At 71.9% G+C, this 20,126-nt stretch carries 19 protein-coding genes; 9 read left to right on the top strand and 10 right to left on the bottom strand.

What is annotated here, in order from left to right; translation table 11 throughout:
• Positions 1-2: 2 nt before the first annotated feature.
• The 4 genes from uraH to OHB56_RS34475 form a co-directional block, all read right to left on the bottom strand.
• Positions 3-410 (bottom strand): hydroxyisourate hydrolase, encoded by a 408-nt coding sequence (gene uraH / locus OHB56_RS34490; protein WP_326755638.1) that lies wholly within the window; start codon positions 408-410, stop codon positions 3-5.
• A gap of 13 nt (positions 411-423) precedes the next feature.
• On the bottom strand, positions 424-951 hold the full coding sequence (gene uraD / locus OHB56_RS34485; RefSeq protein WP_326755637.1) for a 2-oxo-4-hydroxy-4-carboxy-5-ureidoimidazoline decarboxylase: 528 nt from the start codon (positions 949-951) through the stop codon (positions 424-426).
• Positions 952-1,113: 162 nt separating this feature from the next.
• Positions 1,114-1,482: a helix-turn-helix domain-containing protein gene (locus tag OHB56_RS34480; RefSeq protein ID WP_406357646.1), complete on the bottom strand. Its 369-nt coding sequence runs from the start codon at positions 1,480-1,482 to the stop codon at positions 1,114-1,116.
• Positions 1,479-1,730 carry a hypothetical protein gene (locus tag OHB56_RS34475; protein WP_326755635.1) on the bottom strand — a complete coding sequence of 84 codons (252 nt, stop codon included), beginning with the start codon at positions 1,728-1,730 and terminating at the stop codon, positions 1,479-1,481. The genes OHB56_RS34480 and OHB56_RS34475 overlap by 4 nt, the downstream gene beginning before the upstream one ends.
• A 707-nt stretch (positions 1,731-2,437) precedes the next feature.
• Here OHB56_RS34475 and OHB56_RS34470 point away from each other — a divergent pair.
• Together OHB56_RS34470 and OHB56_RS34465 are read left to right on the top strand one after the other, a co-directional pair.
• Entirely contained in the window at positions 2,438-4,123 is a 1,686-nt protein-coding gene (locus OHB56_RS34470) for a ribonuclease J (RefSeq protein ID WP_326755634.1), read from the top strand.
• A gap of 92 nt (positions 4,124-4,215) precedes the next feature.
• Positions 4,216-4,944: a spermidine synthase gene (locus tag OHB56_RS34465; protein WP_406357643.1), complete on the top strand. Its 729-nt coding sequence runs from the start codon at positions 4,216-4,218 to the stop codon at positions 4,942-4,944.
• Positions 4,945-5,089: 145 nt separating this feature from the next.
• On the opposite strand, the gene OHB56_RS34460 is transcribed toward OHB56_RS34465, so the two are convergent.
• The 3 genes from OHB56_RS34460 to OHB56_RS34450 all read right to left on the bottom strand — a co-directional run bounded on the left by OHB56_RS34460 (position 5,090) and on the right by OHB56_RS34450 (position 8,273).
• The gene (locus OHB56_RS34460) at positions 5,090-5,581 is read right to left on the bottom strand and encodes an AAA family ATPase (protein WP_326755632.1); all 492 of its coding nucleotides are present in this window, start codon (positions 5,579-5,581) and stop codon (positions 5,090-5,092) included.
• A gap of 141 nt (positions 5,582-5,722) precedes the next feature.
• Positions 5,723-6,751: a cytochrome d ubiquinol oxidase subunit II gene (locus tag OHB56_RS34455; RefSeq protein ID WP_406357639.1), complete on the bottom strand. Its 1,029-nt coding sequence runs from the start codon at positions 6,749-6,751 to the stop codon at positions 5,723-5,725.
• Positions 6,752-6,854: 103 nt separating this feature from the next.
• Positions 6,855-8,273, bottom strand: coding sequence for a cytochrome ubiquinol oxidase subunit I (locus OHB56_RS34450; RefSeq protein ID WP_406357637.1), 1,419 nt, complete (start codon positions 8,271-8,273; stop codon positions 6,855-6,857).
• 882 nt (positions 8,274-9,155) lie between these two features.
• Between OHB56_RS34450 and OHB56_RS34445 the strand changes: the two genes are divergently transcribed.
• The 4 genes from OHB56_RS34445 to OHB56_RS34430 all read left to right on the top strand — a co-directional run bounded on the left by OHB56_RS34445 (position 9,156) and on the right by OHB56_RS34430 (position 12,182).
• Entirely contained in the window at positions 9,156-10,016 is an 861-nt protein-coding gene (locus OHB56_RS34445; RefSeq protein ID WP_406357635.1) for a TIM barrel protein, read from the top strand.
• Between the two features lie 47 nt (positions 10,017-10,063).
• Positions 10,064-11,002: a 2-hydroxy-3-oxopropionate reductase gene (locus OHB56_RS34440; protein ID WP_406357633.1), complete on the top strand. Its 939-nt coding sequence runs from the start codon at positions 10,064-10,066 to the stop codon at positions 11,000-11,002.
• Positions 11,003-11,055: 53 nt separating this feature from the next.
• On the top strand, positions 11,056-11,295 hold the full coding sequence (locus OHB56_RS34435) for a hypothetical protein (RefSeq protein WP_055597401.1): 240 nt from the start codon (positions 11,056-11,058) through the stop codon (positions 11,293-11,295).
• Positions 11,296-11,456: 161 nt separating this feature from the next.
• Positions 11,457-12,182: a TIGR04222 domain-containing membrane protein gene (locus OHB56_RS34430; protein ID WP_406357631.1), complete on the top strand. Its 726-nt coding sequence runs from the start codon at positions 11,457-11,459 to the stop codon at positions 12,180-12,182.
• Positions 12,183-12,336: 154 nt separating this feature from the next.
• Here OHB56_RS34430 and gcl read toward each other — a convergent pair whose 3' ends face one another.
• Positions 12,337-14,121 carry a glyoxylate carboligase gene (gene gcl, locus OHB56_RS34425; protein ID WP_406357630.1) on the bottom strand — a complete coding sequence of 595 codons (1,785 nt, stop codon included), beginning with the start codon at positions 14,119-14,121 and terminating at the stop codon, positions 12,337-12,339.
• A gap of 297 nt (positions 14,122-14,418) precedes the next feature.
• Here gcl and OHB56_RS34420 point away from each other — a divergent pair, with 297 nt between their 5' ends.
• Genes OHB56_RS34420 through OHB56_RS34410 form a run of 3 tightly spaced genes read left to right on the top strand, consistent with a single transcriptional unit; the run spans position 14,419 to position 16,305 of the window.
• Positions 14,419-15,207: a hypothetical protein gene (locus OHB56_RS34420; RefSeq protein WP_326755625.1), complete on the top strand. Its 789-nt coding sequence runs from the start codon at positions 14,419-14,421 to the stop codon at positions 15,205-15,207.
• A gap of 52 nt (positions 15,208-15,259) precedes the next feature.
• On the top strand, positions 15,260-15,781 hold the full coding sequence (locus OHB56_RS34415) for a GNAT family N-acetyltransferase (protein WP_326755624.1): 522 nt from the start codon (positions 15,260-15,262) through the stop codon (positions 15,779-15,781).
• A 32-nt stretch (positions 15,782-15,813) separates the two neighbouring features.
• Positions 15,814-16,305: a GNAT family N-acetyltransferase gene (locus OHB56_RS34410; protein ID WP_326755623.1), complete on the top strand. Its 492-nt coding sequence runs from the start codon at positions 15,814-15,816 to the stop codon at positions 16,303-16,305.
• Positions 16,306-16,321: 16 nt separating this feature from the next.
• On the opposite strand, the gene OHB56_RS34405 is transcribed toward OHB56_RS34410, so the two are convergent.
• Both OHB56_RS34405 and OHB56_RS34400 read right to left on the bottom strand, forming a co-directional pair.
• Positions 16,322-18,001: an AMP-binding protein gene (locus OHB56_RS34405; protein ID WP_406357627.1), complete on the bottom strand. Its 1,680-nt coding sequence runs from the start codon at positions 17,999-18,001 to the stop codon at positions 16,322-16,324.
• Positions 17,998-19,671, bottom strand: a complete 1,674-nt coding sequence (locus tag OHB56_RS34400; RefSeq protein WP_406357625.1) for an AMP-binding protein — start codon at positions 19,669-19,671, stop codon at positions 17,998-18,000. The genes OHB56_RS34405 and OHB56_RS34400 overlap by 4 nt, the downstream gene beginning before the upstream one ends.
• Positions 19,672-20,126 lie beyond the last annotated feature (455 nt).

Below are 20,126 nucleotides of genomic sequence, written 5' to 3'. Positions count from 1 at the left end.
TGCTAGCTCCCTCGGTATACGGAGTAGCCGAACGGGTTGAGCAGCAGCGGTACGTGGTAGTGCTCGCCCGCTACGACGGCGAACGTGATCGCCACCTCCGGGAAGAACACTCCGGTGCCGCTGTCCCGGTGCGCGGGGGCGTCCTGCCGTGCCTCGGCTCGCCTGTCGGTGGGATGTGGCTCGAAGTACGGCTCCACGGCGAAGTCGAGCCGTACGTGGGTGGTGCCCTCCGGCAGCGCCGGGAGGTCCTTGCACCGCCCGTCCTCGTCGGTCGCGGAGCCGCCGAGCGCCTGCCAGTGCCCCTCCCGGCCCGAGCGGGCGGAGAGCCGGACGGCGACACCCCGGGCGGGGCGGCCGACGCTGGTGTCCAGGATGTGCGTGGAGACGGAAGCGGTGGTCTCGGTGCTCATGCGGGCACTGCTCCTAGAGAGGTCGGGGCTGTCGGTCCGCTTCGACAAGCCGGGCCAGGCGGATGCGGTTGATCCTCCCCAGCTCGGTGCGGACGGTCTCGCGTTCCCGCTCCGGCGTGTTGTCCAGGCGTTCCCTGGCCGCGTCGCGCATCTGCTCGCCGGTCCGGCCGGTGGCACAGATGAGGAACACATGACCGAACTTCTCCTGGTAGGCGAGGTTCAGCTCGAGCATCTCCGCCTTGAGGCGGTCCGACGCGGAGGCCATGCCGCTCTGCTCCCGCGCCGAGGCCGGGTCACCGAGCCGGGGTCCGCCGATCGGCGGGTGCCCGGCCATCGCCTCGTCGAGGTCCGCCGCGGTCAGCGTGCTCGTGGCGGCGTCGGCGGCGGCGTACAGGTCACCGGCGGTCGGGTACGGGCGGCCGGCGAGCAGCCGCCGGGCCCACGCCGTGGAGGCGCACACCTCGTGGAGGGCGGCGAGGGCCGCGCTCTCCTCCAGGTCGTTGAAGCGGGCCAGGCCCTGCGGCGTGGAAGCGGACGTCACGGAAGCCTCCCCCGGCCGGGACCGGCCGTCCTGTGGAACGGGCGTGCGAACAGCTAACGCCGCCCCGGACCATCACGTCAACAGTTTGTTGAAAACGCGGCGGCCGGGCCACCCTCGAAAGCCGGCCGAAGCCCTTCAGGAAACCCTCAGAGGCCCCTCACCTCAGGAGCCCTTCTCCCGGTTGAGGTAGTTGTAGACGGTGAAGCGGCTGACGCCGAGCGCGCCCGCCACCGTCTCGACACCGTGCCGGACGACGAAGGCGCCGCGCGCCTCCAGGTTCCGCACGATCTCCTGTTTGGCCCTGCGGTCCAGGTCGGCGAGGGGTCTGCCGTGCCGGCGCTCCAGCGCGGCGAGGAGGTGGTCGAGGGAGTCGGCGAGCTGGGGCAGGCGCACGGCGACGGCGTCGGCGCCCTCCCAGGCGAGGACGACGTCGTCGGGACCGGCCTCGTCGGGCGGGAGCAGCCGCCCGCCCATGGCGTCGACGAGCGGCTTGACGGCGGCGATGAACGACTCGTCCGCCCTGCCGCTCATCCCTCGGCCTCCGCGATCACGTTGACCTGGAGCGAGACCCGGGTCGCACCGGCCTCCAGGCTGCGGCGCAGCAGGGCGTCCACGGCGGCGAGGACCACGTCGGCGCCGCCCTCCGCGGTGTTCCCGAACGGCCCGACGTCCACCGAGTCCAGCGCGGCCCCTTCCACGACCTCCCGGGCCACCACCGCGTGCGCGGGCGCCTCGTCCAGATCGAAGGGCTCGGTCGTGAACTCCACTCTCAATCGCATTGCACTCCCCGAACGCGCCCTTGACCTGCACTTTCACCCGGATCACCCACCGCGAGGGCACATCAGGGCACGACAGGGACGCATCAGTCGACTGCTTCACCACCGCGATGCGCCCCGGACCAATCCATTTCCCTGGGACGGAGCCGCTTCGTCCGCCACGAGGGGACCCTAACCGACCGGGGTATCCCTTCGCCCTGCACCTGCCCGAGCCGCCCGCGCAACGCCATGGCCCCCTAGCCGGTCGTCCTGCATCCGGCTGCCCCGTAGAGCGCGCACCGGTCCGTCGGCTCCGGGCATCTGCCCGCAGACACCTCATCGCCTGGCCCGCAGACAGAAACCAGGCCGGAATCCCGGCAGGAGCCGGGTCCCACCACCGGCGTCACCGCGCCCCCTGGGCCGCCAAGCGGACAGGCCGCGCGCAGGGGTGCCGGCTCCCCGTACGTCGAACCGTCATGGCGGCGGCTCCGGCCGGCCCGGTGTGATGTCCATGGCCGGGTGCGGGAACCTGGCCGACAGGACGGCGGGTGCGGCGGCGATCGGCAGGGCGGCGAGGACGACGCGTGCCGGGCGGGCCTGCGTGGACCGGGCGGTGGGGCGAGGGCGACGACGGCGTCCAGCAGCAGCCGTACGCCGAGGTCGGAGACTGCGGCGCCGAAGAACACGGACGCGGAACGGCCCGCCGGGGACGCCTCGGCTAACGTCAGGGTATGAGCCATCCGCACCCCGAACTCAAAGTCGCCCCGCCCCTGCCCGAAGGAGGGCTGAGGGTCACCGCCTTGGGCGGCCTGGGCGAAATCGGCCGCAACATGACCGTCTTCGAGCACGCCGGCAAGCTGCTCGTCGTGGACTGCGGGGTGCTGTTCCCCGAGGAGACGCAGCCCGGGGTGGACGTGATCCTGCCCGACTTCACGTCGATCAGGGACCGTCTGGGCGACATCGCGGCCATCGTCCTGACCCACGGACACGAGGACCACATCGGGGGCGTGCCCTATCTGCTGCGTGAGCGGTCCGACATTCCCGTCGTCGGGTCGAAGCTGACGCTGGCGTTCCTGGAGGCCAAGCTCAAGGAGCACGGCATCCGGCCGCGGACGGTACGGGTGAAGGAAGGCGACCGGCGGGGCTTCGGCCCCTTCGACTGCGAGTTCGTCGCGGTCAACCACTCCATCCCGGACAGCCTCGCCGTGGCGATCCGTACCGGCGCCGGGCTGGTGCTGCACACCGGTGACTTCAAGATGGACCAGTTCCCCCTCGACGACCGCATCACCGACCTGCGCGCCTTCGCCCGCCTGGGCGAGGAGGGTGTGGATCTGTTCCTCACCGACTCGACCAACGCCGAAGTGCCCGGCTTCACCACCTCCGAGCGGGAACTGAATCCGGCGATCGAGCAGGTGATGCGCACCGCGCCCCGGCGGGTCATCGTCTCCAGCTTCGCCAGCCATGTGCACCGCATCCAGCAGGTCCTGGACGCCGCCCACCAGCACGGCCGCAAGGTGGCGTTCGTGGGCCGCTCGATGGTCCGCAACATGGGCATCGCCCGCGAGCTGGGCTATCTGAAGGTCCCCTCCGGTCTGGTCGTGAGCACGAGGGAACTGGAGAAGCTTCCCGACCACCGGATCACCCTGGTGTGCACCGGATCGCAGGGCGAACCGATGGCCGCGCTGTCGCGGATGGCCAACCGCGACCATCAGATCCGCATCGGCGAGGGCGACACGGTCCTGCTCGCCAGTTCCCTGATCCCCGGCAACGAGAACGCCATCTACCGGGTGATCAACGGACTGACCCGGTGGGGCGCCCACGTCGTCCACAAGGGCAATGCCAAGGTGCACGTCTCCGGGCACGCCAGCGCCGGCGAACTCGTCTACTGCTACAACATCGTCAAGCCCCGCAACGTCATGCCCGTCCACGGCGAGTGGCGCCATCTGCGGGCCAACGCCGACCTCGCCATCCGCACCGGAGTCGCCCCCGAGCGGGTCGTCGTCGCCGAGGACGGGGTCGTCGTGGACCTCGTCGACGGGCGCGCGTCCATCACCGGCAAGGTGCCCGCGGGCAACGTCTACGTGGACGGCATGGAGGTCGGCGGCGCGACCGAGGCATCCCTCAAGGACCGCCTCACCCTGGCCGAGGAAGGCGTGGTCACGGTCGTGGCGATCGTGGACGCCGACACCGGCGCGCTGGCCGAGGCACCCGACTTCCTGGCCCGCGGCTTCGTCCACGACGAGACCACGTTCGAACCCGTCGTCCCCGTCATCGAGAAGACGCTGGCCACCGCCGCCGAGGAAGGCATCGGCGACGCACACCAGCTCGAACAGCTCATCGCCCGCGCCGTGGCCGGTTGGGCGTTCCGCACCTACCGCCGCAAACCCCTCATCATCCCCGTCATCATCGACGCCTGACCGGGCCGCGCCCCGTACCACCCCGGGCGCGGGCTGCCGGGCGCCACCTCAGCGGCGCCCCTGTGCCCAGCGGACATGAGAAAGGCGGGCGGATGAGCCTGCGCTTCGAGGAGCTCGACTGGCAGGAGACGCCGATCGGTGAGATCAGTCTGCGACGGCGCCGTCATCCGGTCTCGGGCGAGGAGGTGTACGAGGTCAAGCTCGGCGACGAGTTCTTGATGTCCAGCCTCTTCACCGCCGGCGAGATCGCGCTGGCGGAGCTGGGGCTGGCCGGGCTGCCGAACACCGGACTGGACGTCGCCGTCGGCGGACTGGGGCTCGGATACACGGCCCGGGCAGCACTGGACGACCCCCGGGTCCGCAGGCTCACGGTGATCGACGCGCTCGAGGAAGTCATCGACTGGCACCGGCGGGGCCTGGTCCCCCTCGGGGCCGGGCTCGCCTCGGATTCCCGGTGCCGCCTGGTCCACGGCGATTTCTTCGCGAGGGCCGGCGGCACCGGCGGACTGGACCCGAAGGAACCGGACCTCCGGTTCCACGCCATCCTGTTGGACGTCGACCACTCGCCGCGCGATGTGCTCCACCCGCGCCACGCTGCGCTCTACCGGCCGTCCGGGCTCCGTTCTCTCGCCGGGCATCTCCGCCCCGGCGGCGTATTCGCCCTGTGGTCGAACGATCCCCCCGACGAACGGTTCCTCTCCGCCCTCACCGAGGTCTTCGCGGAGTCGGCGGCACATGTCGTCGAGTTCACCAACCCCCTGCAGGGCGGTACGTCGGCCAACACCGTCTATGTGGCCGGCACGAAGACAGGCGCGCATTGAGAGGATCCACGGGCCGCCCGGGTCGCCTTCCCGTCGGGTGGCCTTTCCTCCGGAGGCGACGGACCGCGGGCGAACTCGTCGGACCGGTATCCGCAGATGCCCCGGCCCGCAGGCCGCCTGCCCTGCCACTCCGTGATCAGCCGGGTCATCCGGTGATCCGGGGGGCGTGCAGCGGCTCGGCACGTACCTCGAAGCCACCGCGGCCGTCGAACCGCACCTCGTGCACCGCGTCGAACCCGGCTTCCGTCGAGGGCTTGCGGAGCTGTCCCAGCGTGGCCAGGACGCCGGCGTCCGGGACGCGGGCACGGCCCTCGCGGGCGGCGTTGCGCCGCAGCGAGCCGGTCACGTCCGGTGGGAACCAGTACGCCGTCGCAGTGGCACCGTGGGCGTGGGCCAGTTCCACCAGCGGGGTCCACTCCCGCGGTGACGGGTTGGTGTTGTCCACGGCCACCGGCCGCCCGGCGGCCAGGTGCTCGTCCACCAGCCGCATCTGCCGCCGCTGCTTGTTGCGGGCGCCCCGCGGGAACAGGTCCTTGCTGACCAACGCGTACCGGCCGGACAGGCGCCGGTCGAAGAAGGTGGACTTCCCGGACGCCTGAAGTCCGACGAACACGGCCACGTCCGTTCCCGTCGTCATACGGCCACGATGCCACGCCGCCCGGTGATGTCCGACCCTCACCGGAGGCCGGCCCTGGGAGCGGAGCTCCCGTCGGACCGCGCTCGCCGCATGTACTGAGCCTCTGCCGTCAGGGGTGAGGTGGGCCGCCTCGTGAGGTCGTCAGGGTGCTGTACGGCCGTGTGTGCTCGGTGCTTCGGCGGTGTGTGCCCGCTGGAAGGTGCCGTAGAGGAGCCACAGGGACGGGATCAGCAGGACGGCGCCACAGGCGAGGGCGATGAGGCAGGCGGAGAGCACGGCGGGCTGGGAGGCGGCTCGGTCCACGGTAAGGCTGCCGATCAGCATGGCGGGGTACTGGGCCGCGCCCCACGCCCAGAGGATCGCGGCAACGGCCGGCGCAGCCGCTCCGCGCGCCACGACATGGCGCCGCCGGGCGAGCAGGCCGAGGCCCACGACACCGCTGACCGCGCTGAGCAGGACCAGCGGCAGCGCCCGGTGGGTGAGCCCGTGGAAGAGCTGGGGGGCGTCCGCGTGCAGCACGGCGATGCCGGCCAGGGCGACGGCTCCGCTCGCCAGTCCGCTCGCCACGGCCCGTCGGGCGAAGGCCCGCGCCAGCTCGGGGTCGCCCTCGCGGTCGGCGTCCGCGCACAGATAGACGGCGGCGAGATGGGCGCAGGCCAGGACCGCCAGGACGCCGCCGAGCGCGGAGGTGGGGTTGAGCCAACTGGTGATCACATCGCCCTGGGCGAGCCCGGCCGGTACCCGGCCGGAGGCGACTCCACCGGCGACGGCGCCGAGGAAGAACGGGGTGACCAGCGAGGACACGGCGAAGCACGCGCCGAAGAGCCGACGCTGCCACAGTTCGGTGCTGGCCTTGCGGAAGGCGAAGGCGGCGCCGCGGGCGATGATGCCGAGCGCGGCGAAAGTCAGCGGCAGGTAGAGGGTGGACATCACGGCGGCGAAGACGGGTGAGAACCCGGCCCAGAGCAGCACGACGACGAAGATGAGCCAGACGTGGTTGGCCTCCCAGATCGGCCCGATGCTGTGCTCGATCAGCCGCCGTTGCGAGGCGCCCCGGCGCGCGCCGCCGGCGAGCAGGTCCCACACACCGGCGCCGAAGTCGGCGCCTCCGAACAAGGCGTAACAGGTCAGCCCGATCCACATGACGGCGAGGGCGGTGTCGGCGAGCACGGGACCTCCATGACAGACGTCGTTCGTGAGGACGGCAGCGGAGGAGTCGAGAGGCGAACCCCGGGGGCCGGACCGGTCCGGCGAGCCGAGGACGGTGTCCCGGTCAGACCACGGGATACTCCCGCACATCCGCCTCCTGGGGCGCGGCCGGAATGGCCGTACCACGTGCCAGACGGCGGAGCACGTAGACCGTGGCGACGGTCATGGCGGCGTACACCACCAGCACCAGCCACAGCCCCACCATCAGGCCGGGCGCCGGGTTGACGGCGTCCCGTACGCTCATCACCCCCCAGACGATCCACGGCTGCCGGCCCAGCTCGGTGACGCTCCAGCCGCTCTCCAGCGCGACCACGGAAGCCGGACCGGCGAGTGCGACGAGCGCCAGCAGCAGGCGGCTCCCGCGCCGGTCGAGGAGTTCGCCGCCGAAGCGCCGGGTGCGCCACCACGCCAGGAACAGCCACAGGCCGAGGGCCAGCAGGAAGAAGCCGACGGCGACCATGAGGTCGAAAGCCCAGTGCACACCGGTGACGGGGGGCCACTGACTGCGGGGCACCTGGTCCAGTCCTTTCACCACCGTGTCCGCCCGGTATCCGATCAGCAGGGAGAGCCCGTCGGGGATCTCCAGCCCGTACTTCAGTCCGTCCTGCCCGGCGACACCGCCGAGGGTGAGCGGGATGTGGGAGCCGGTGCGGTACACGCCCTCGATGGCCGCCAGCTTCACCGGCTGGTAGTCGGCCAGGAATCGGGCGACCCAGTCGCCCACGACGATCTGGAAGGGCGCGACCACTGCCCCGACGGTGAACGGGATGGCGAAGCCCGCCTTGTGGTAGGCGTCGCGCCGGCCTCGCAGCAGGGCGACGGCGTACACGGCGGCGGTCAGGAACGAGGCCACCATGAACGCCGCGAGGATCATGTGCACGGTCTGCGGCGGGCTCGCCGGGTTCAGCATCGCCGCCCAGGGATCCACGTGTACGACCTCACCGTCGCGCAGGGTGAATCCGCGGGGCTGGTTCATCCAGGCGTTCGCGCAGACGACGAAGAACGCGGAGGCGGTGCCCGCGATCACGATGGGGATACCCGTCAGCAGGTGCCTGCGCGGCGGCAACCGGTCCCAGGCGTACAGATAGATGCCGAGGAAGATGGCCTCGATGAAGAACGCGATGCCCTCCAGCGCGAAGGGCAGCCCGATGACCTGACCGAAGCGTCCCATGAAGCCGGGCCACAGCAGCCCCATCTCGAAGCTGAGGATCGTGCCGGACACCGCGCCCACCGCGAACAGCACGCCCATGGCCCGCGCCCAGCGCCGGGCCAGCAGTTTCAGCGCCGCGTCGTTCCTGCGGATGCCCAGCCACTCGGCGAGGAGGGTGAGCGCGGGCAGGCCCACGCCGAGGCAGGCCACCACGATGTGCCAGGCCAGGGAGAAGCCCATCTGCGCGCGCGCCGCCGACAGGTCCCCCTCGGTCGCGGCGCGTGCCAGGACCAGTACGGGCCACGGAGCGGAGCCGACGACAACGGCGTTCACAAGCGCTCTCCCGCGTGCCTGAAGGACTGTCGCCGCAGGCTGCCCCCGACATCACCGGCACCGACCTACGGCCATTCCGGGATACCCCTCACATTTCTCGGCAAACCAGCCGAAGACATGAAGGGCCGGCCGCCTTGCTCGCACCACCCCCCCCACTCGGACGACGTGACGCCGTACGCCACGAGGGGGCTCGATCCGGAATTCAACCGGCCACGGCGCGAGCTCGGCCTGCCGCGCCGCCGCACGCAGAACCCCCGCCGGAGCAGACCAGCGGGGGATTCCTCGTCCCACGCGCTCGCACAGGTCTCGCCCACTGTGTCGACCTCCTCGGACGGCAGGGCCCTGACCTGCGATCAAGCCCCTGGCCTGGATCAGTTGAACCGCACAGGACGCCGACTGTGACCTGTGCCGAGTCGGGTCGGGCCGGGTCGGGTCGGGTCGATGCCGCATCGGCTGCAAGGTGCCCCTCGCTCACCTCCCCACAGGGCGCATCCAGGGCACACGCGCCGGGAGAGCGCTGCGAAGCGGCGAGAACAGGTGAGGGGCGTTTCTGCGGGCCGGCACGGGCCGGGGAGCGTTCTCGCAGGCCAGAGCCGCGCCACAGGACTTCACTCACCCTCGCGCACGCTCGACCCGGCCGCTCCGATCACTCCCCCGCACCGGCCGGGACCACCCCGGCCCAAGCCCCTGGAGCCGGGCGGGGGTGACGGGCAGGGGCGCGCAGGCCGGGCCCGGCAGGTCTTCGACCTTCCCGCACTCTTGCCGCCCGCTCCCCTTGACAGCCTCCGAGCTCCACGGGCAATCTTCCATCAGACAGAAGAAAGTTTCCATAATTCGGAATCCAAGGAGCGATTGACGTGACCGGAAGGGAGTGCGGCCCCGATGCCACCAGGTACTGAGTGGAGTGCCGCCGCAGACCGGCGCTTCGACGTCAACCTGTCGATCCTCTTCACCGAACTCCCGCTCCTGGAGCGCCCCGCGGCAGCCGCCGCGGCCGGCTTCACCGCGGTCGAGCTGTGGTGGCCCTGGGCCGACTCGCCGACGCCTGCGCGGTCCGAGCTCGACGGGCTGAGAAAGGCGATCGAGAACGCCGGCGTCCGGCTCACCGGCCTGAATTTCTACGCCGGACGGCTCCCCGGCCCCGACCGCGGCGCCCTGTCGCTCCCGGGCGAGGAGTCGGAGCGGTTCCGCGCCCATGTCGACGTGGCCGCGGACTTCGCCGGGGCCCTCGGCTGTACGGCCCTCAACGCGCTGTACGGCAACCGCGTCGAAGGCGTGGACCCGGCCGAGCAGGACGCGCTCGCCCTGGAGAACCTCGTCCTCGCCGCCGGCGCCGCCGACCGGATCGGCGCGATGCTGCTGATCGAGGCACTGAACCGGCCCGAGTCGCCGCGGTACCCACTGGTGTCGGCCCCGGCGGCGGTGGAAGTCGTCGACCGGGTGAACGCGGCCACGGGGCTCGGCAACGCCCGGTTCCTGATGGACCTGTACCACCTGGCCGTGAACGGTGAGGACCTGCCGGCGGTGATCGAGCGGTACGCCTCGATGACCGGCCATGTGCAGATCGCCGACAGCCCCGGCCGCGGCGCCCCCGGCACGGGAGCGCTCCCGTTGGAGGACCTCCTGGGCCGCCTGCGCACAGCGGGCTATACGGGCTGGGTCGGTCTGGAGTACAAGCCCGGCGACCGGCCGAGCGCGGAAGCCTTCGACTGGCTGCCCCGCGAGGCCCGCGCCGCCCGCTGACCATCCGCTGTGCAGACGTGTGACGTGTACGGAGAGGCACTCCCACCATGAGCCACACCCGCGGCACCCTCGACACCCCCGACATCCCTGACATCCCCGACGCCCTTCCCAGGGTCGCCTGGATCGGTCTCGGCATCATGGGCTCCCCCATGTCCGAGAACCTGATCGGGGCGGGCTACGACGTCACCGGCCACACCCTGGAGCAGGAGAAGCTGGACCGGCTGGCCGCCGCGGGCGGCACCCCGGCCTCCTCCCTCGCCGGGGCGGTCCGGGACGCGGACGTGATCATCACGATGGTGCCCGCCTCCCCGCAGGTCGAGGCCGTCGCGTACGGGCCCGACGGCATCCTCGAGAACGCGCGGCCCGGCGCCCTGCTGATCGACATGTCCTCGATCACCCCGCAGACGTCCGTCGACCTGGCCGCCGCCGCGAAGGACAAGGGCATCCGTATGCTCGACGCCCCGGTGTCCGGTGGTGAGGCGGGGGCCGTCGAGGCGGTGCTGTCCATCATGGTCGGCGGTGAACAAGCCGACTTCGACGCCGCGAAACCGCTGTTCGAGGTGCTCGGCAGGACCATCGTCCGGTGCGGCCCGCACGGTTGCGGGCAGACCGTGAAGGCCGCCAACCAGCTGATCGTCGCCGTCAACATCCAGGCGTGCGCCGAGGCCGTGGTCTTCCTCGAGAAGTCCGGCGTGGACCTGGCGGCCGCACTGGACGTCCTGAACGGCGGCCTCGCGGGCTCGACCGTACTGACCCGCAAGAAGGACAACTTCCTCGGCCGGGACTTCGAGCCCGGTTTCCGGATCGACCTGCACCACAAGGACATGGGCATCGTCACCGACGCCGCCCGCACCGTCGGGGCGGCCCTGCCCGTCGGCGCCGTGGTCGCGCAACTCGTCGCGAGCCTGCGCGCGCAGGGCGACGGCGGACTGGACCACTCCGCGCTGCTGCGCGCGGTGGAGCGCCTGTCCGGCACCCGGGTCTGAGGACGCCGGGACCTCCGGGTGCGGATCCGCCCGACGGGCAGCAGCCTGGAGGCATGGCAGATCGCACGGAGCATCCGCACATCGTGGTGCACTCCCCGGCATTGGACGGCTCGCGCCGGGTCACCTCCGGCGACGAGACGCTGGGCGTCGCCTCGCACATCGACGACGTGGGCGAGATCCTGCGGCTCGCCGATCTCTACGTCACCGACGTGGAGGGGGCGGACCTCATCGAGTGGCAGGGAGGCGGCCCCGAGGACTGGCCGGGCCTGTCGGAGGAGCATCACGAGGCCTGACCGCCACCGGTCTACGGCAGCGGCCGTAGACCCGCTACGGCACCCTCAAATCAACCTCTGAACCGCGCCCCGGAGGCTTCGGACACCCCCGCCGCCGGGCAGAAACCCCTCACGCGGGGCCCGCCGGCACGGGGGCGGCGGGCCCCGCTCCAGGGGGAACCATGGGCGACTGCGTCCACGGCGCCGACGCTCGGCGGACGCCGCACGAGATCGCGCTGCTCCGCGGCGGCCCGCGGGCCGCGGTCACCGTCGCCGTCGTCGCCCTCCATCTGCGGGGCGTCCTCGAAGCGGGTCCGCCGGGTACCGTGCGGGCCTCCCGGCCGACAGAGGCCGGTGACGCGGAGCATCCCTTGCCGCCCCTACCGCCGCTCCCTCCCGTCGGAGTCCCGCTGGACCCGCCGGCCACGGACGGCGCGCGCCCCGCAGGGGCCGTCGACACCACGTACCGGGCCCTGATCCTGGAGAGCGCGGTGCACGGCGCCCTCGACGAACCCACCGGCCTGGGCGAGTTGGTCCGGCACCCGGAGGTGCGCTGGGCGGTGGCCGAGGTGCGCGTCGGCCTCGCGGAGGCCGGACTGCTGACCTATCCCCTGCTCAGGCCGACCCGCGCCGCCCGCCGCCAGGTACGGGCCCTGCGGGCACAGCACCCGCTCCCCGCCGTCCGGCGCGGCCTCACCCCGGACGACGCCCTGCTCGCCGTCGCGCTCCACGGTGAGCAGGGCCTGCGGGTGTTCGTGCCGCGCTTCGCCCTCCGGGCGGGGCTCACCGCCCGGGTCAGGATCGAGAACAAGAGCATGCTCCGGCCTTCCCGCAGCTCCGGGACCTACGGCGGCTCCGGCGGCTTCCACTACTGCGGAGGCGGGGGCGGTTGCGGCGGCGGGATGTGAATGCCCTTCCTCACGAACGAGGGAGAGTCCTGGCTCACGCTGCCCGGTCGCCACGGAAGATCCGCTCGGTGGTGCACGGCCACCGCACCACCGACCCGCGCACCGACGCACCGAACTCACCGGCCCGCCCATAGACCATCAGGCCATCAGGCCTTCAAGCCTTCAGTGTCCTGATGGACGTCGGAGCGTGCCACGGTTCCGTGGCGGTCTCCTCGAACTCGACGACGTTACTTATGTCGTTGGTGGTCGACATGGCGATGTCGGTGACCCGCTCGAGGATGACCTCGACGACGACCGGCACCCTGTGTTCCGCGGCGAGTTCCTTCGCCCGTTCCAGGGCCGCGCCCAGCTCACCGGGGTCGGTCACCCGGATCGCCTTGCAGCCGAGGCCTTCGGCGACCCGGACGTGGTCGACGCCGTAGACGCCCAGTTCGGGCGCGTTGATGTTCTCGAACTCCAGGCTGACCTGGAAGTCGATGTCGAACGCCCGCTGCGCCTGCCGGATGAGGCCGAGGTAGGAGTTGTTCACCAGCACGTGGATGTACGGGATCTTGTGCTGCGCTCCGACGGCCAGCTCTTCGAGCATGAACTGGAAGTCGTAGTCGCCGGACAGGGCGACGACCCGGGCTCCGGGGTCGGCCCTGGCCACGCCGAGTGCCGCCGGGACGGTCCAGCCGAGGGGGCCGGCCTGGCCGCAGTTGATCCAGTGCCGCGGGCGGTGGACGTGGAGCATCTGGGCGCCGGCGATCTGGGAGAGGCCGATGGCCGAGACGTACCGGGTCTCGGGGCCGAAGGCCCGGTTCATCTCCTCGTAGACGCGCTGCGGTTTGATCGGGATGTCGTCGAAGTGCGTACGCCGCTGGAGGGTGGCCCGCTTCTCCTGGGCCGCCGCCGCCCAGGCGGAACGGTCGGGCAGCCCGCCCTCGGCCCCGTGTTCCTTCGCGACCCGGACGAACAGCTCCAGCGCGGCGCGCGCGTCGGAGGCGATGCCGTAGTCGGGGGCGAAGATCCGCCCGATCTGGGTGGGTTCGATGTCGACGTGGACGAAGGTCCGGCCGGCCGTGTAGACGTCGAGCCGGCCGGTGTGGCGGTTGGCCCAGCGGTTGCCGATGCCGAGGACGAAGTCGGCTTCCAGGAAGGTCGCGTTGCCGTGGCGGTGCGAGGTCTGGAGGCCGACCATTCCCGCGTTCAGCTCGTGGTCGTCGGGGAGAACACCCCAGCCCATCAGGGTCGGCACGACCGGTGTGCCGGTCAACTCCGCGAACTGCACAAGAAGTTCGGAAGCGTCGGCGTTGATGACCCCGCCGCCCGCCACGATCAGCGGGCGCTCGGCGGCGTTCAGCATGCCGAGCGCCTTCTCGATCTGGGCGCGGCTCGCGGCGGGTTTGTGGACCGGCAGCGGCTCGTACGTGCCGGGGTCGAACGCGATCTCCGTCTGCTGCACGTCGATCGGCAGGTCGATCAGGACGGGGCCCGGCCGGCCGGAGCGCATGAGGTGGAAGGCCTGCTGGAAGACGCCGGGAACCTGTGCGGCCTCGAGGACGGTCACCGCCATCTTGGTGACCGGCCGCGCGATGGCGGCGATGTCGACGGCCTGGAAGTCCTCCTTGTGGATCACCGCGGTCGGGGCCTGGCCGGTGATGCACAGGATCGGGACGGAGTCGCCGGTCGCGGAGTACAGGCCGGTGATCATGTCGGTCCCGGCCGGGCCCGAGGTGCCGACGCAGACGCCGATGTTGCCCGGCCGGGTGCGGGTGTAGCCCTCGGCCATGTGCGAGGCGCCCTCGACATGGCGGGCGAGGGTGTGGGTGATGCCGCCGGAGTCCTTGAGTGCCGCGTAGAACGGGTTGATCGCCGCGCCGGGGACACCGAACGCGTCGGTGACGCCCTCACGCTTGAGGATCTCGACTGCCGCGCGGGCAGCGGTCATTCGAGCCATGGAGCACTCCTGATTCGACTGTTCGGATACGCACTCCCGTCGCGCCCTGCGGTGAACCCCCTCCCGGCCGCATCAACTCTCGCTCTGATTTCCACATTGCGGAAAACTCTTTCTGCTATCTGGAATGAATGTAAGTGGGTCCCGCAAAGGCCGTCAAGGGAGCGGTGCGCGTGCGGCCCCCGTGCCGGATGCGTGGATCCGGGAACGGCAACTGCCGGACAGGCCGGGGGTCGTGGGAGGACGATGGGGGCGCCGACCTGAGCTGGGGACGTCGTCCGGGAACGGAAGGGGTGGGCCATGCCCGAGAGCGTGTCCGTACGCTGTCCGGCCTGCCGGAGCGAGCACCGCTACACGGCGCCGTCGTACCCGTGCGCGTGCGGCGCGCCGGTCGTGCCGCCACTGGATCCGGACGCGGCGCCGACACCGGTCGTCCACCGCGCCTGGCAGGAGGAGTGGGTCACCGTGCGCTGCGGACGCTGCGGGCGGCCCGGCGAGTGGCCGCGACCGGAGTCCGGCTGCCCGTGCGGGACGGTGCTGCGAATCCCGGTGACCGGCCCGGACACCCCTCCCGCCCCGAACGGATCCCCCTCGCCCGCCTCGGGCGCCACACCTGACTCGTACGGCACACCCGACTCGTACTCCGCACCTGCACCGGACGGCACCCCTGCACCGGAGTCGCCGAGGGCCGCCGGACCCGCTTCACGCCGCCCCGACATCCCTTCCGTGCCGATCCGCACCGCGCGGGACGCGGTCACGGCGACCGTGCTGTATCTGCGCCTGCTCGGTCACGACGACATCCGCCGCGCCCACCGGCGTCCCCCGTCCGGCATCGGGCTGGCCGGCCGGGGTGTCCTCGCCCAGATCGACCCGTCGGCGCGTCCGGTGACGTCGCGGGACGTGGAGTGCCTGTGGCTCATGTCCATGTCGGAGTCCGCCCCGTGCCTGTACTTCACCCTCGCCGGGTACGCCCCGGACGCCCGGGAGCGTGCCGACCGCCTGGGTGTCCCGTTGTTCCTGCTCGACCTCACCGGCACCCCGCAGCCGGTGAACGCCCCGGCCGAGGCGCTGGACGCCACCCGCTCCTGAGAAGTCCGGGAACCCGGGGGCGCTCCCGCCCCCGCCGTCCGATACTCGGCGCATGCGTACGCACATCCGGCCCGCCGCCCCCGACGAGCTGTCCGCCCTCCAGGACATCGAACGGGCCGCCGGCGCACCCTTCCGGGCCCTGGGCATGCCGGAGATCGCCGACGACGAGCCGCCCGCCCTCGACACCCTCGACCACTACCGGCGGGCGGGCCGCTGCTGGGTCGCCGCCGACGAACGGGACCGGCCCGCCGCTTATCTGATCGCCGAACCGGTGGACGACGCGTTCCACCTCGAGCAGGTCTCGGTGCACCCGCGCGCCGCCCGCCGGGGCGTGGGCCGGTCCCTGATCGCCCACGCCGCCGAGCAGGCCCGCGCGCAGGGCCTGAGCGCCCTGACCCTGACCACCTTCGCCGACGTCCCGTGGAACGCCCCGTACTACGCCCGCCTCGGCTTCCGCACGCTGGCCGAGGCCGAACTCACGCCCGGTCTGCGCCGGATCCGCGCCCAGGAGGGCGGGCACGGGCTCGACCGGTGGCCGCGCGTGTGCATGTCCCGAAGCCTCGGCCGGCCGTGACCGCCGGGGCACACACCTGCCACCCTGCTCGCATGATGATCAGAACAGCGGCAGAGCAGGACCTCCCCGGGTTCCTCGACCTGGCGTCCCAGGTCGAGCAGTGGTTCGGCCCCATGGTCGGGGTACCCGGTTTCCACGACGCGGTGCGCGCGCACCTCCGCGCATCCATGGCGCTCGTCGCCGTCGGCCCCGGCCCCACGGGTCCGGGGCCGGGCCCGGGCCCGGGTCTCCTCGGCGGGCTGCTGTTCGGAGCCGAGCCGCCGGCCCACCACGTCCACTGGCTCGTCGTCTCGGACCGGGCGCGGGGAAAGGGCGTCGGCCGTGCGCTGATGGCGGATGCGACGCGCCGGTGGGTACGGGGTCCCGGCCGGATCGAGGTGGTCACCTTCGGGGCCGACCACCCCGGGGCGGCGGCCAGTGGCGCACGCGTCTTCTACGAGCGCCTCGGCTTCCTCCCCGCCGAACCGGCCGAACCCGGTCCGGAAGGCGGTTCCCGGCAGGTGTTCCGCCGGACCGTCGCCTGACACCCGCCCGCGCGCCTCAGCTCTCCGCGCCGACCGCCCCCTCGGCTCCCTCCGCCGCCTGCGGGGCGTACCGCTCCCGCAGTTCCACCTTGCGCACCTTCCCCGAGACCGTCATCGGGAAGGAGTCCAGGACCTGGAGCCGGCTCGGGATCTTGTAGTGGGCCAGCCGGTCGGCGCAGAAGGCCCGCAGGTCCTCCAGGGTGACCGGGTCACCGGCGTCGCGCAGGACGACGCAGGCGAGGACCTCCTCGCCGTACCGCTCGTGCGGGACGCCGACGATCTGGGCGTCGGCGATCTTCGGGTGGGTGTGGAGGAACTCCTCGATCTCGCGCGGGTAGATGTTCTCCCCGCCCCGGATGATCATGTCCTTGATGCGGCCGACGATCTCCATGTACCCGTCCTCGCGCATCACCGCGAGGTCCCCGGTGTGCATCCAGCGGCCCGCGTCGACGGCCTCGGCGGTGCGCTCCGGCTCGTTCCAGTAGCCGAGCATCACGCTGTAGCCACGGGTGCACAGCTCACCGGCGGTGCCGCGGGGCGCGGTCACGCCGGTGGCCGGATCGACGACCTTGACCTCGATGTGCGGCAGGACCCGGCCGACGGTGCCGGTGCGGTGCTCCAGGTCGTCGTCCATGCGGGTCTGGAGGGAGACGGGGGACGTCTCGGTCATGCCGTAGCAGATGGAGACCTGCTCCATGTGCATCTCGGCGACCACCCGTTTCATGACCTCGACCGGGCAGGGCGATCCGGCCATGATCCCGGTTCGCAGGGAGCCGAGGTCGTAGGTGGCGAAGCCCGGGGTGTTCAGCTCGGCGATGAACATGGTGGGGACGCCGTAGAGCGAGGTGCAGCGCTCCTGCTGGACGGCGCCCAGGGTGAGTTCCGGGTCGAAGGAGGGTGCGGGGACGACGATGCAGGCGCCGTGCGAAGTGACGCCCAGGTTGCCCATGACCATGCCGAAGCAGTGGTAGAAGGGCACCGGCAGGCAGACCCGGTCCTGCTCGGTGTAGCCGATGGTGCGGCCCACCCAGTAGCCGTTGTTGAGGATGCTGTGGTGGGAGAGGGTGGCGCCCTTGGGGAAACCGGTGGTGCCCGAGGTGTACTGAATGTTGACCGGGTCGTCGCAGCTCAGTCCGGCCGCGACGGCGTCGAGCCGCTCGCGTGGCACGCCGGCGGCGCCCTCGGTCATCGCGTCCCAGGACGGGTCGCCGATGTACACGGCCTCCCGCAGTCCGGGGCAGCGCCCGCGCACCTGGTCCACCAGCGCCCGGTAGTCGCTGCCCTTGTGGGAGAGCGAGGCGACCAGCACCGCGACACCGGCCTGCCGCAGGACGTATTCCAGCTCGTGGGCGCGGTAGGCCGGGTTGATGTTCACCATGATCGCGCCGATGCGGGCGGTGGCGTACTGCGTCAGGACCCACTCCGGACAGTTGACCGCCCAGATGCCGACGCGGTCACCGGTCGTGATTCCCTTCGCCAGCAGTCCGCGCGCCACCTCGTCGACCGCGGCGCCGAACTCGGCGTAGGTCCAGCGCCGGCCCGAGGGCACGTCGACGAGGGCCTCGCGGTCCGGGTACGCGGCGATCGCGCGGTCGAGGTCGGCCCCGATGGTGTCGCCGAGCAGCGGGGTGGTGCTCGTCCCGTGGCTGTACGACGGGGACGGCGCGGGCGTCGGCGTCGGGGTCGACGGGGTCACCGGAAGTCCTCCTCGCGGTACTCGGCGTCGGAGCCCGCCGCCGTGGCCTCGCGCAGTTCGATGCGGCGGATCTTGCCGGAGACGGTCTTGGGCAGTTCGCCGAACTCCAGCCGGCGGACCCGCTTGTAGGGGGCGAGTACCTTGCGGGAGTACTCGAAGAGCTCCCTCGCGGTGTCCGGGCCGGGCCGGTGGCCCTCCGCGAGCACGATGTACGCCTTGGGCACGGCCAGGCGCAGCTCGTCCGGGGCGGGTACGACGGCCGCCTCGGCGACCGCCTCGTGCTCCAGCAGGGCGCTCTCCAGCTCGAAGGGGGAGATCTTGTAGTCGGAGGCCTTGAACACGTCGTCGGCGCGGCCCACGTAGGTGAGGTAGCCGTCGGGGTCGCGGGAGCCGATGTCGCCGGTGCGGTAGTAGCCGCCGGCCATGGCCTGAGCGGTGCGGTCGGGGTCGCCGTGGTAGCCGGTCATCAGGCCCACCGGGCGGTCCGACAGGTCGAGTGCGATCTCGCCCTCGGTGGCGCCGGGTGCGCCGGAGACGGGGTCGAGGAGCTCGACCCGGTAGCCGGGCCCCGGGCGGCCCATGGAGCCGGTCCGCAGGGGCTGGCCGGGGCTGTTGGCGATCTGGACGGCGGTCTCGGTCTGGCCGAAGCCGTCGCGGACGGTGACGCCCCAGGCGCGCCGGATCTGTTCGATGACCTCGGGGTTGAGCGGTTCGCCGGCGGCGACCACTTCGCGCGGCGGGGTACGCAGCCCGGTCAGGTCGGACTGGATGAGCATGCGCCACACGGTGGGCGGGGCGCAGAAGGTGGTGACGCCGGCGCGGTCCATCTCGGCCATCAGCCGGGCCGCGTCGAAGCGCGCGTAGTTGTGCAGGAAGACGGTCGCCTCGGCGTTCCACGGGGCGAAGAGGTTGGACCAGGCGTGCTTGGCCCAGCCGGGCGAGGAGATGTTCAGGTGCACGTCGCCGGGTGTGAGCCCGATCCAGTACATGGTCGCCAGGTGCCCGACGGGGTACGAGGTGTGGGTGTGCTCGACGAGCTTGGGCTGTGCGGTGGTGCCGGAGGTGAAGTACAGCATCAGGGGGTCGTCGGCGAGGGTGGGCCCGTCGGGTGCGTAGTGCTCGGCGGCGCCGTAGGCGTCCTCGTAGGGCAGCCAGGCCTCGGTGGCGCCCCCGCCGACGGCGATGCGGGTGTAGTCGCCGGGCACCTCGTCGAACTTCGAGGTGTCGGCGGCGCGCGTGATCACGTGCCGGACGCGGCCCCGGTCGACGCGGTCGCGCAGGTCGGCGGGGCCGAGCAGCGGGGTGGCGGGGATGACCACGGCACGCAGTTTCATCGCGGCGAGCGCGGTCTCCCAGAGTTCGGCCTGGTTGCCGAGCATGACGAGCACCCGGTCCTCGGCCCGTACGCCCTGCTGCCGGAGCCAGTTGGCGGCCTGGTCGGAGCGGCGGGCCAGTTCGGCGAAGGAGAGCCTGGTCTGCTCGCCGTCCTCTTCCACGAGGTGCAGGGCGGTGCGGTCGTTGCCGTCCGCGATCACGTCGAACCAGTCGAGCGCCCAGTTGAAGCGGTCGGGGCGCGGCCAGCGGAAGCCCTGGTAGGCCGTGGTGTAGTCGTCGCGGTGTTCCAGCAGGAAGTCCCGGGCCCTGCGGAACTCCTCCGTCGCCGTCGTCATGTGTTCCCTTCCGTCGCCGTCGTCATGGGTGCTCCGTCCTCCTCGGTCCCGGACCTTGCCGGGTGCCTCTGTGCCATCGTCTAATCCGTGACGCAGGTCTCACCACCCCTGGAAGGGGGTGTGGCTCATTCGGGAGCCGCGGCGGAGAGGCGACCAGGTGACAGCTGACCCGGGCGGGGGCGACCGAGGTGAGGGCGGCCGAGCGGCTGGGGGTGACGGACGGGACCGTGAAGGCGTGTCCGCGCTCGGCGATGTGCGAGCCGGGCGCCCGGACGCGGTGGGAGGCGGTGGTCTCCGCACGCGGGGCGGGGTGGTTGCCGTAGGTTTGCGGTGTTCTCGTGGGGTCGGCATTACCGGTGGTCCGCGGTTTTCGGCCGGTGTGCCGGGACTTCGGATTTCATCCGCGTGTGCGCTGTTAAATGCCTCACGACGCCGCCCCTCCGAATTCAACTGAC

Source organism: Streptomyces sp. NBC_01635, assembly GCF_045209715.1.
Lineage (GTDB): Bacteria > Actinomycetota > Actinomycetes > Streptomycetales > Streptomycetaceae > Streptomyces > Streptomyces hirsutus.
Note: the sequence above shows the minus strand (reverse complement) of the source record. Positions and strands in the feature narration are given on the sequence as shown.

What these genes read in the sequence shown, in the direction of transcription:
- OHB56_RS34430 (WP_406357631.1), top strand. Translation starts at nt 11,457, where the DNA reads ATGGGCGACTGCGTCCACGGCGCCGACGCTCGGCGGACGCCGCACGAG.
- OHB56_RS34475 (WP_326755635.1), bottom strand. Translation starts at nt 1,730, where the DNA reads ATGCGATTGAGAGTGGAGTTCACGACCGAGCCCTTCGATCTGGACGAG.
- OHB56_RS34420 (WP_326755625.1), top strand. Translation starts at nt 14,419, where the DNA reads ATGCCCGAGAGCGTGTCCGTACGCTGTCCGGCCTGCCGGAGCGAGCAC.
- OHB56_RS34445 (WP_406357635.1), top strand. Translation starts at nt 9,156, where the DNA reads ATGCCACCAGGTACTGAGTGGAGTGCCGCCGCAGACCGGCGCTTCGAC.
- OHB56_RS34480 (WP_406357646.1), bottom strand. Translation starts at nt 1,482, where the DNA reads ATGAGCGGCAGGGCGGACGAGTCGTTCATCGCCGCCGTCAAGCCGCTC.
- OHB56_RS34435 (WP_055597401.1), top strand. Translation starts at nt 11,056, where the DNA reads ATGGCAGATCGCACGGAGCATCCGCACATCGTGGTGCACTCCCCGGCA.
- OHB56_RS34460 (WP_326755632.1), bottom strand. Translation starts at nt 5,581, where the DNA reads ATGACGACGGGAACGGACGTGGCCGTGTTCGTCGGACTTCAGGCGTCC.
- gcl (WP_406357630.1), bottom strand. Translation starts at nt 14,121, where the DNA reads ATGGCTCGAATGACCGCTGCCCGCGCGGCAGTCGAGATCCTCAAGCGT.
- OHB56_RS34415 (WP_326755624.1), top strand. Translation starts at nt 15,260, where the DNA reads ATGCGTACGCACATCCGGCCCGCCGCCCCCGACGAGCTGTCCGCCCTC.
- uraH (WP_326755638.1), bottom strand. Translation starts at nt 410, where the DNA reads ATGAGCACCGAGACCACCGCTTCCGTCTCCACGCACATCCTGGACACC.
- OHB56_RS34465 (WP_406357643.1), top strand. Translation starts at nt 4,216, where the DNA reads ATGAGCCTGCGCTTCGAGGAGCTCGACTGGCAGGAGACGCCGATCGGT.
- OHB56_RS34440 (WP_406357633.1), top strand. Translation starts at nt 10,064, where the DNA reads ATGAGCCACACCCGCGGCACCCTCGACACCCCCGACATCCCTGACATC.
- OHB56_RS34400 (WP_406357625.1), bottom strand. Translation starts at nt 19,671, where the DNA reads ATGACGACGGCGACGGAGGAGTTCCGCAGGGCCCGGGACTTCCTGCTG.
- OHB56_RS34410 (WP_326755623.1), top strand. Translation starts at nt 15,814, where the DNA reads ATGATGATCAGAACAGCGGCAGAGCAGGACCTCCCCGGGTTCCTCGAC.
- OHB56_RS34470 (WP_326755634.1), top strand. Translation starts at nt 2,438, where the DNA reads ATGAGCCATCCGCACCCCGAACTCAAAGTCGCCCCGCCCCTGCCCGAA.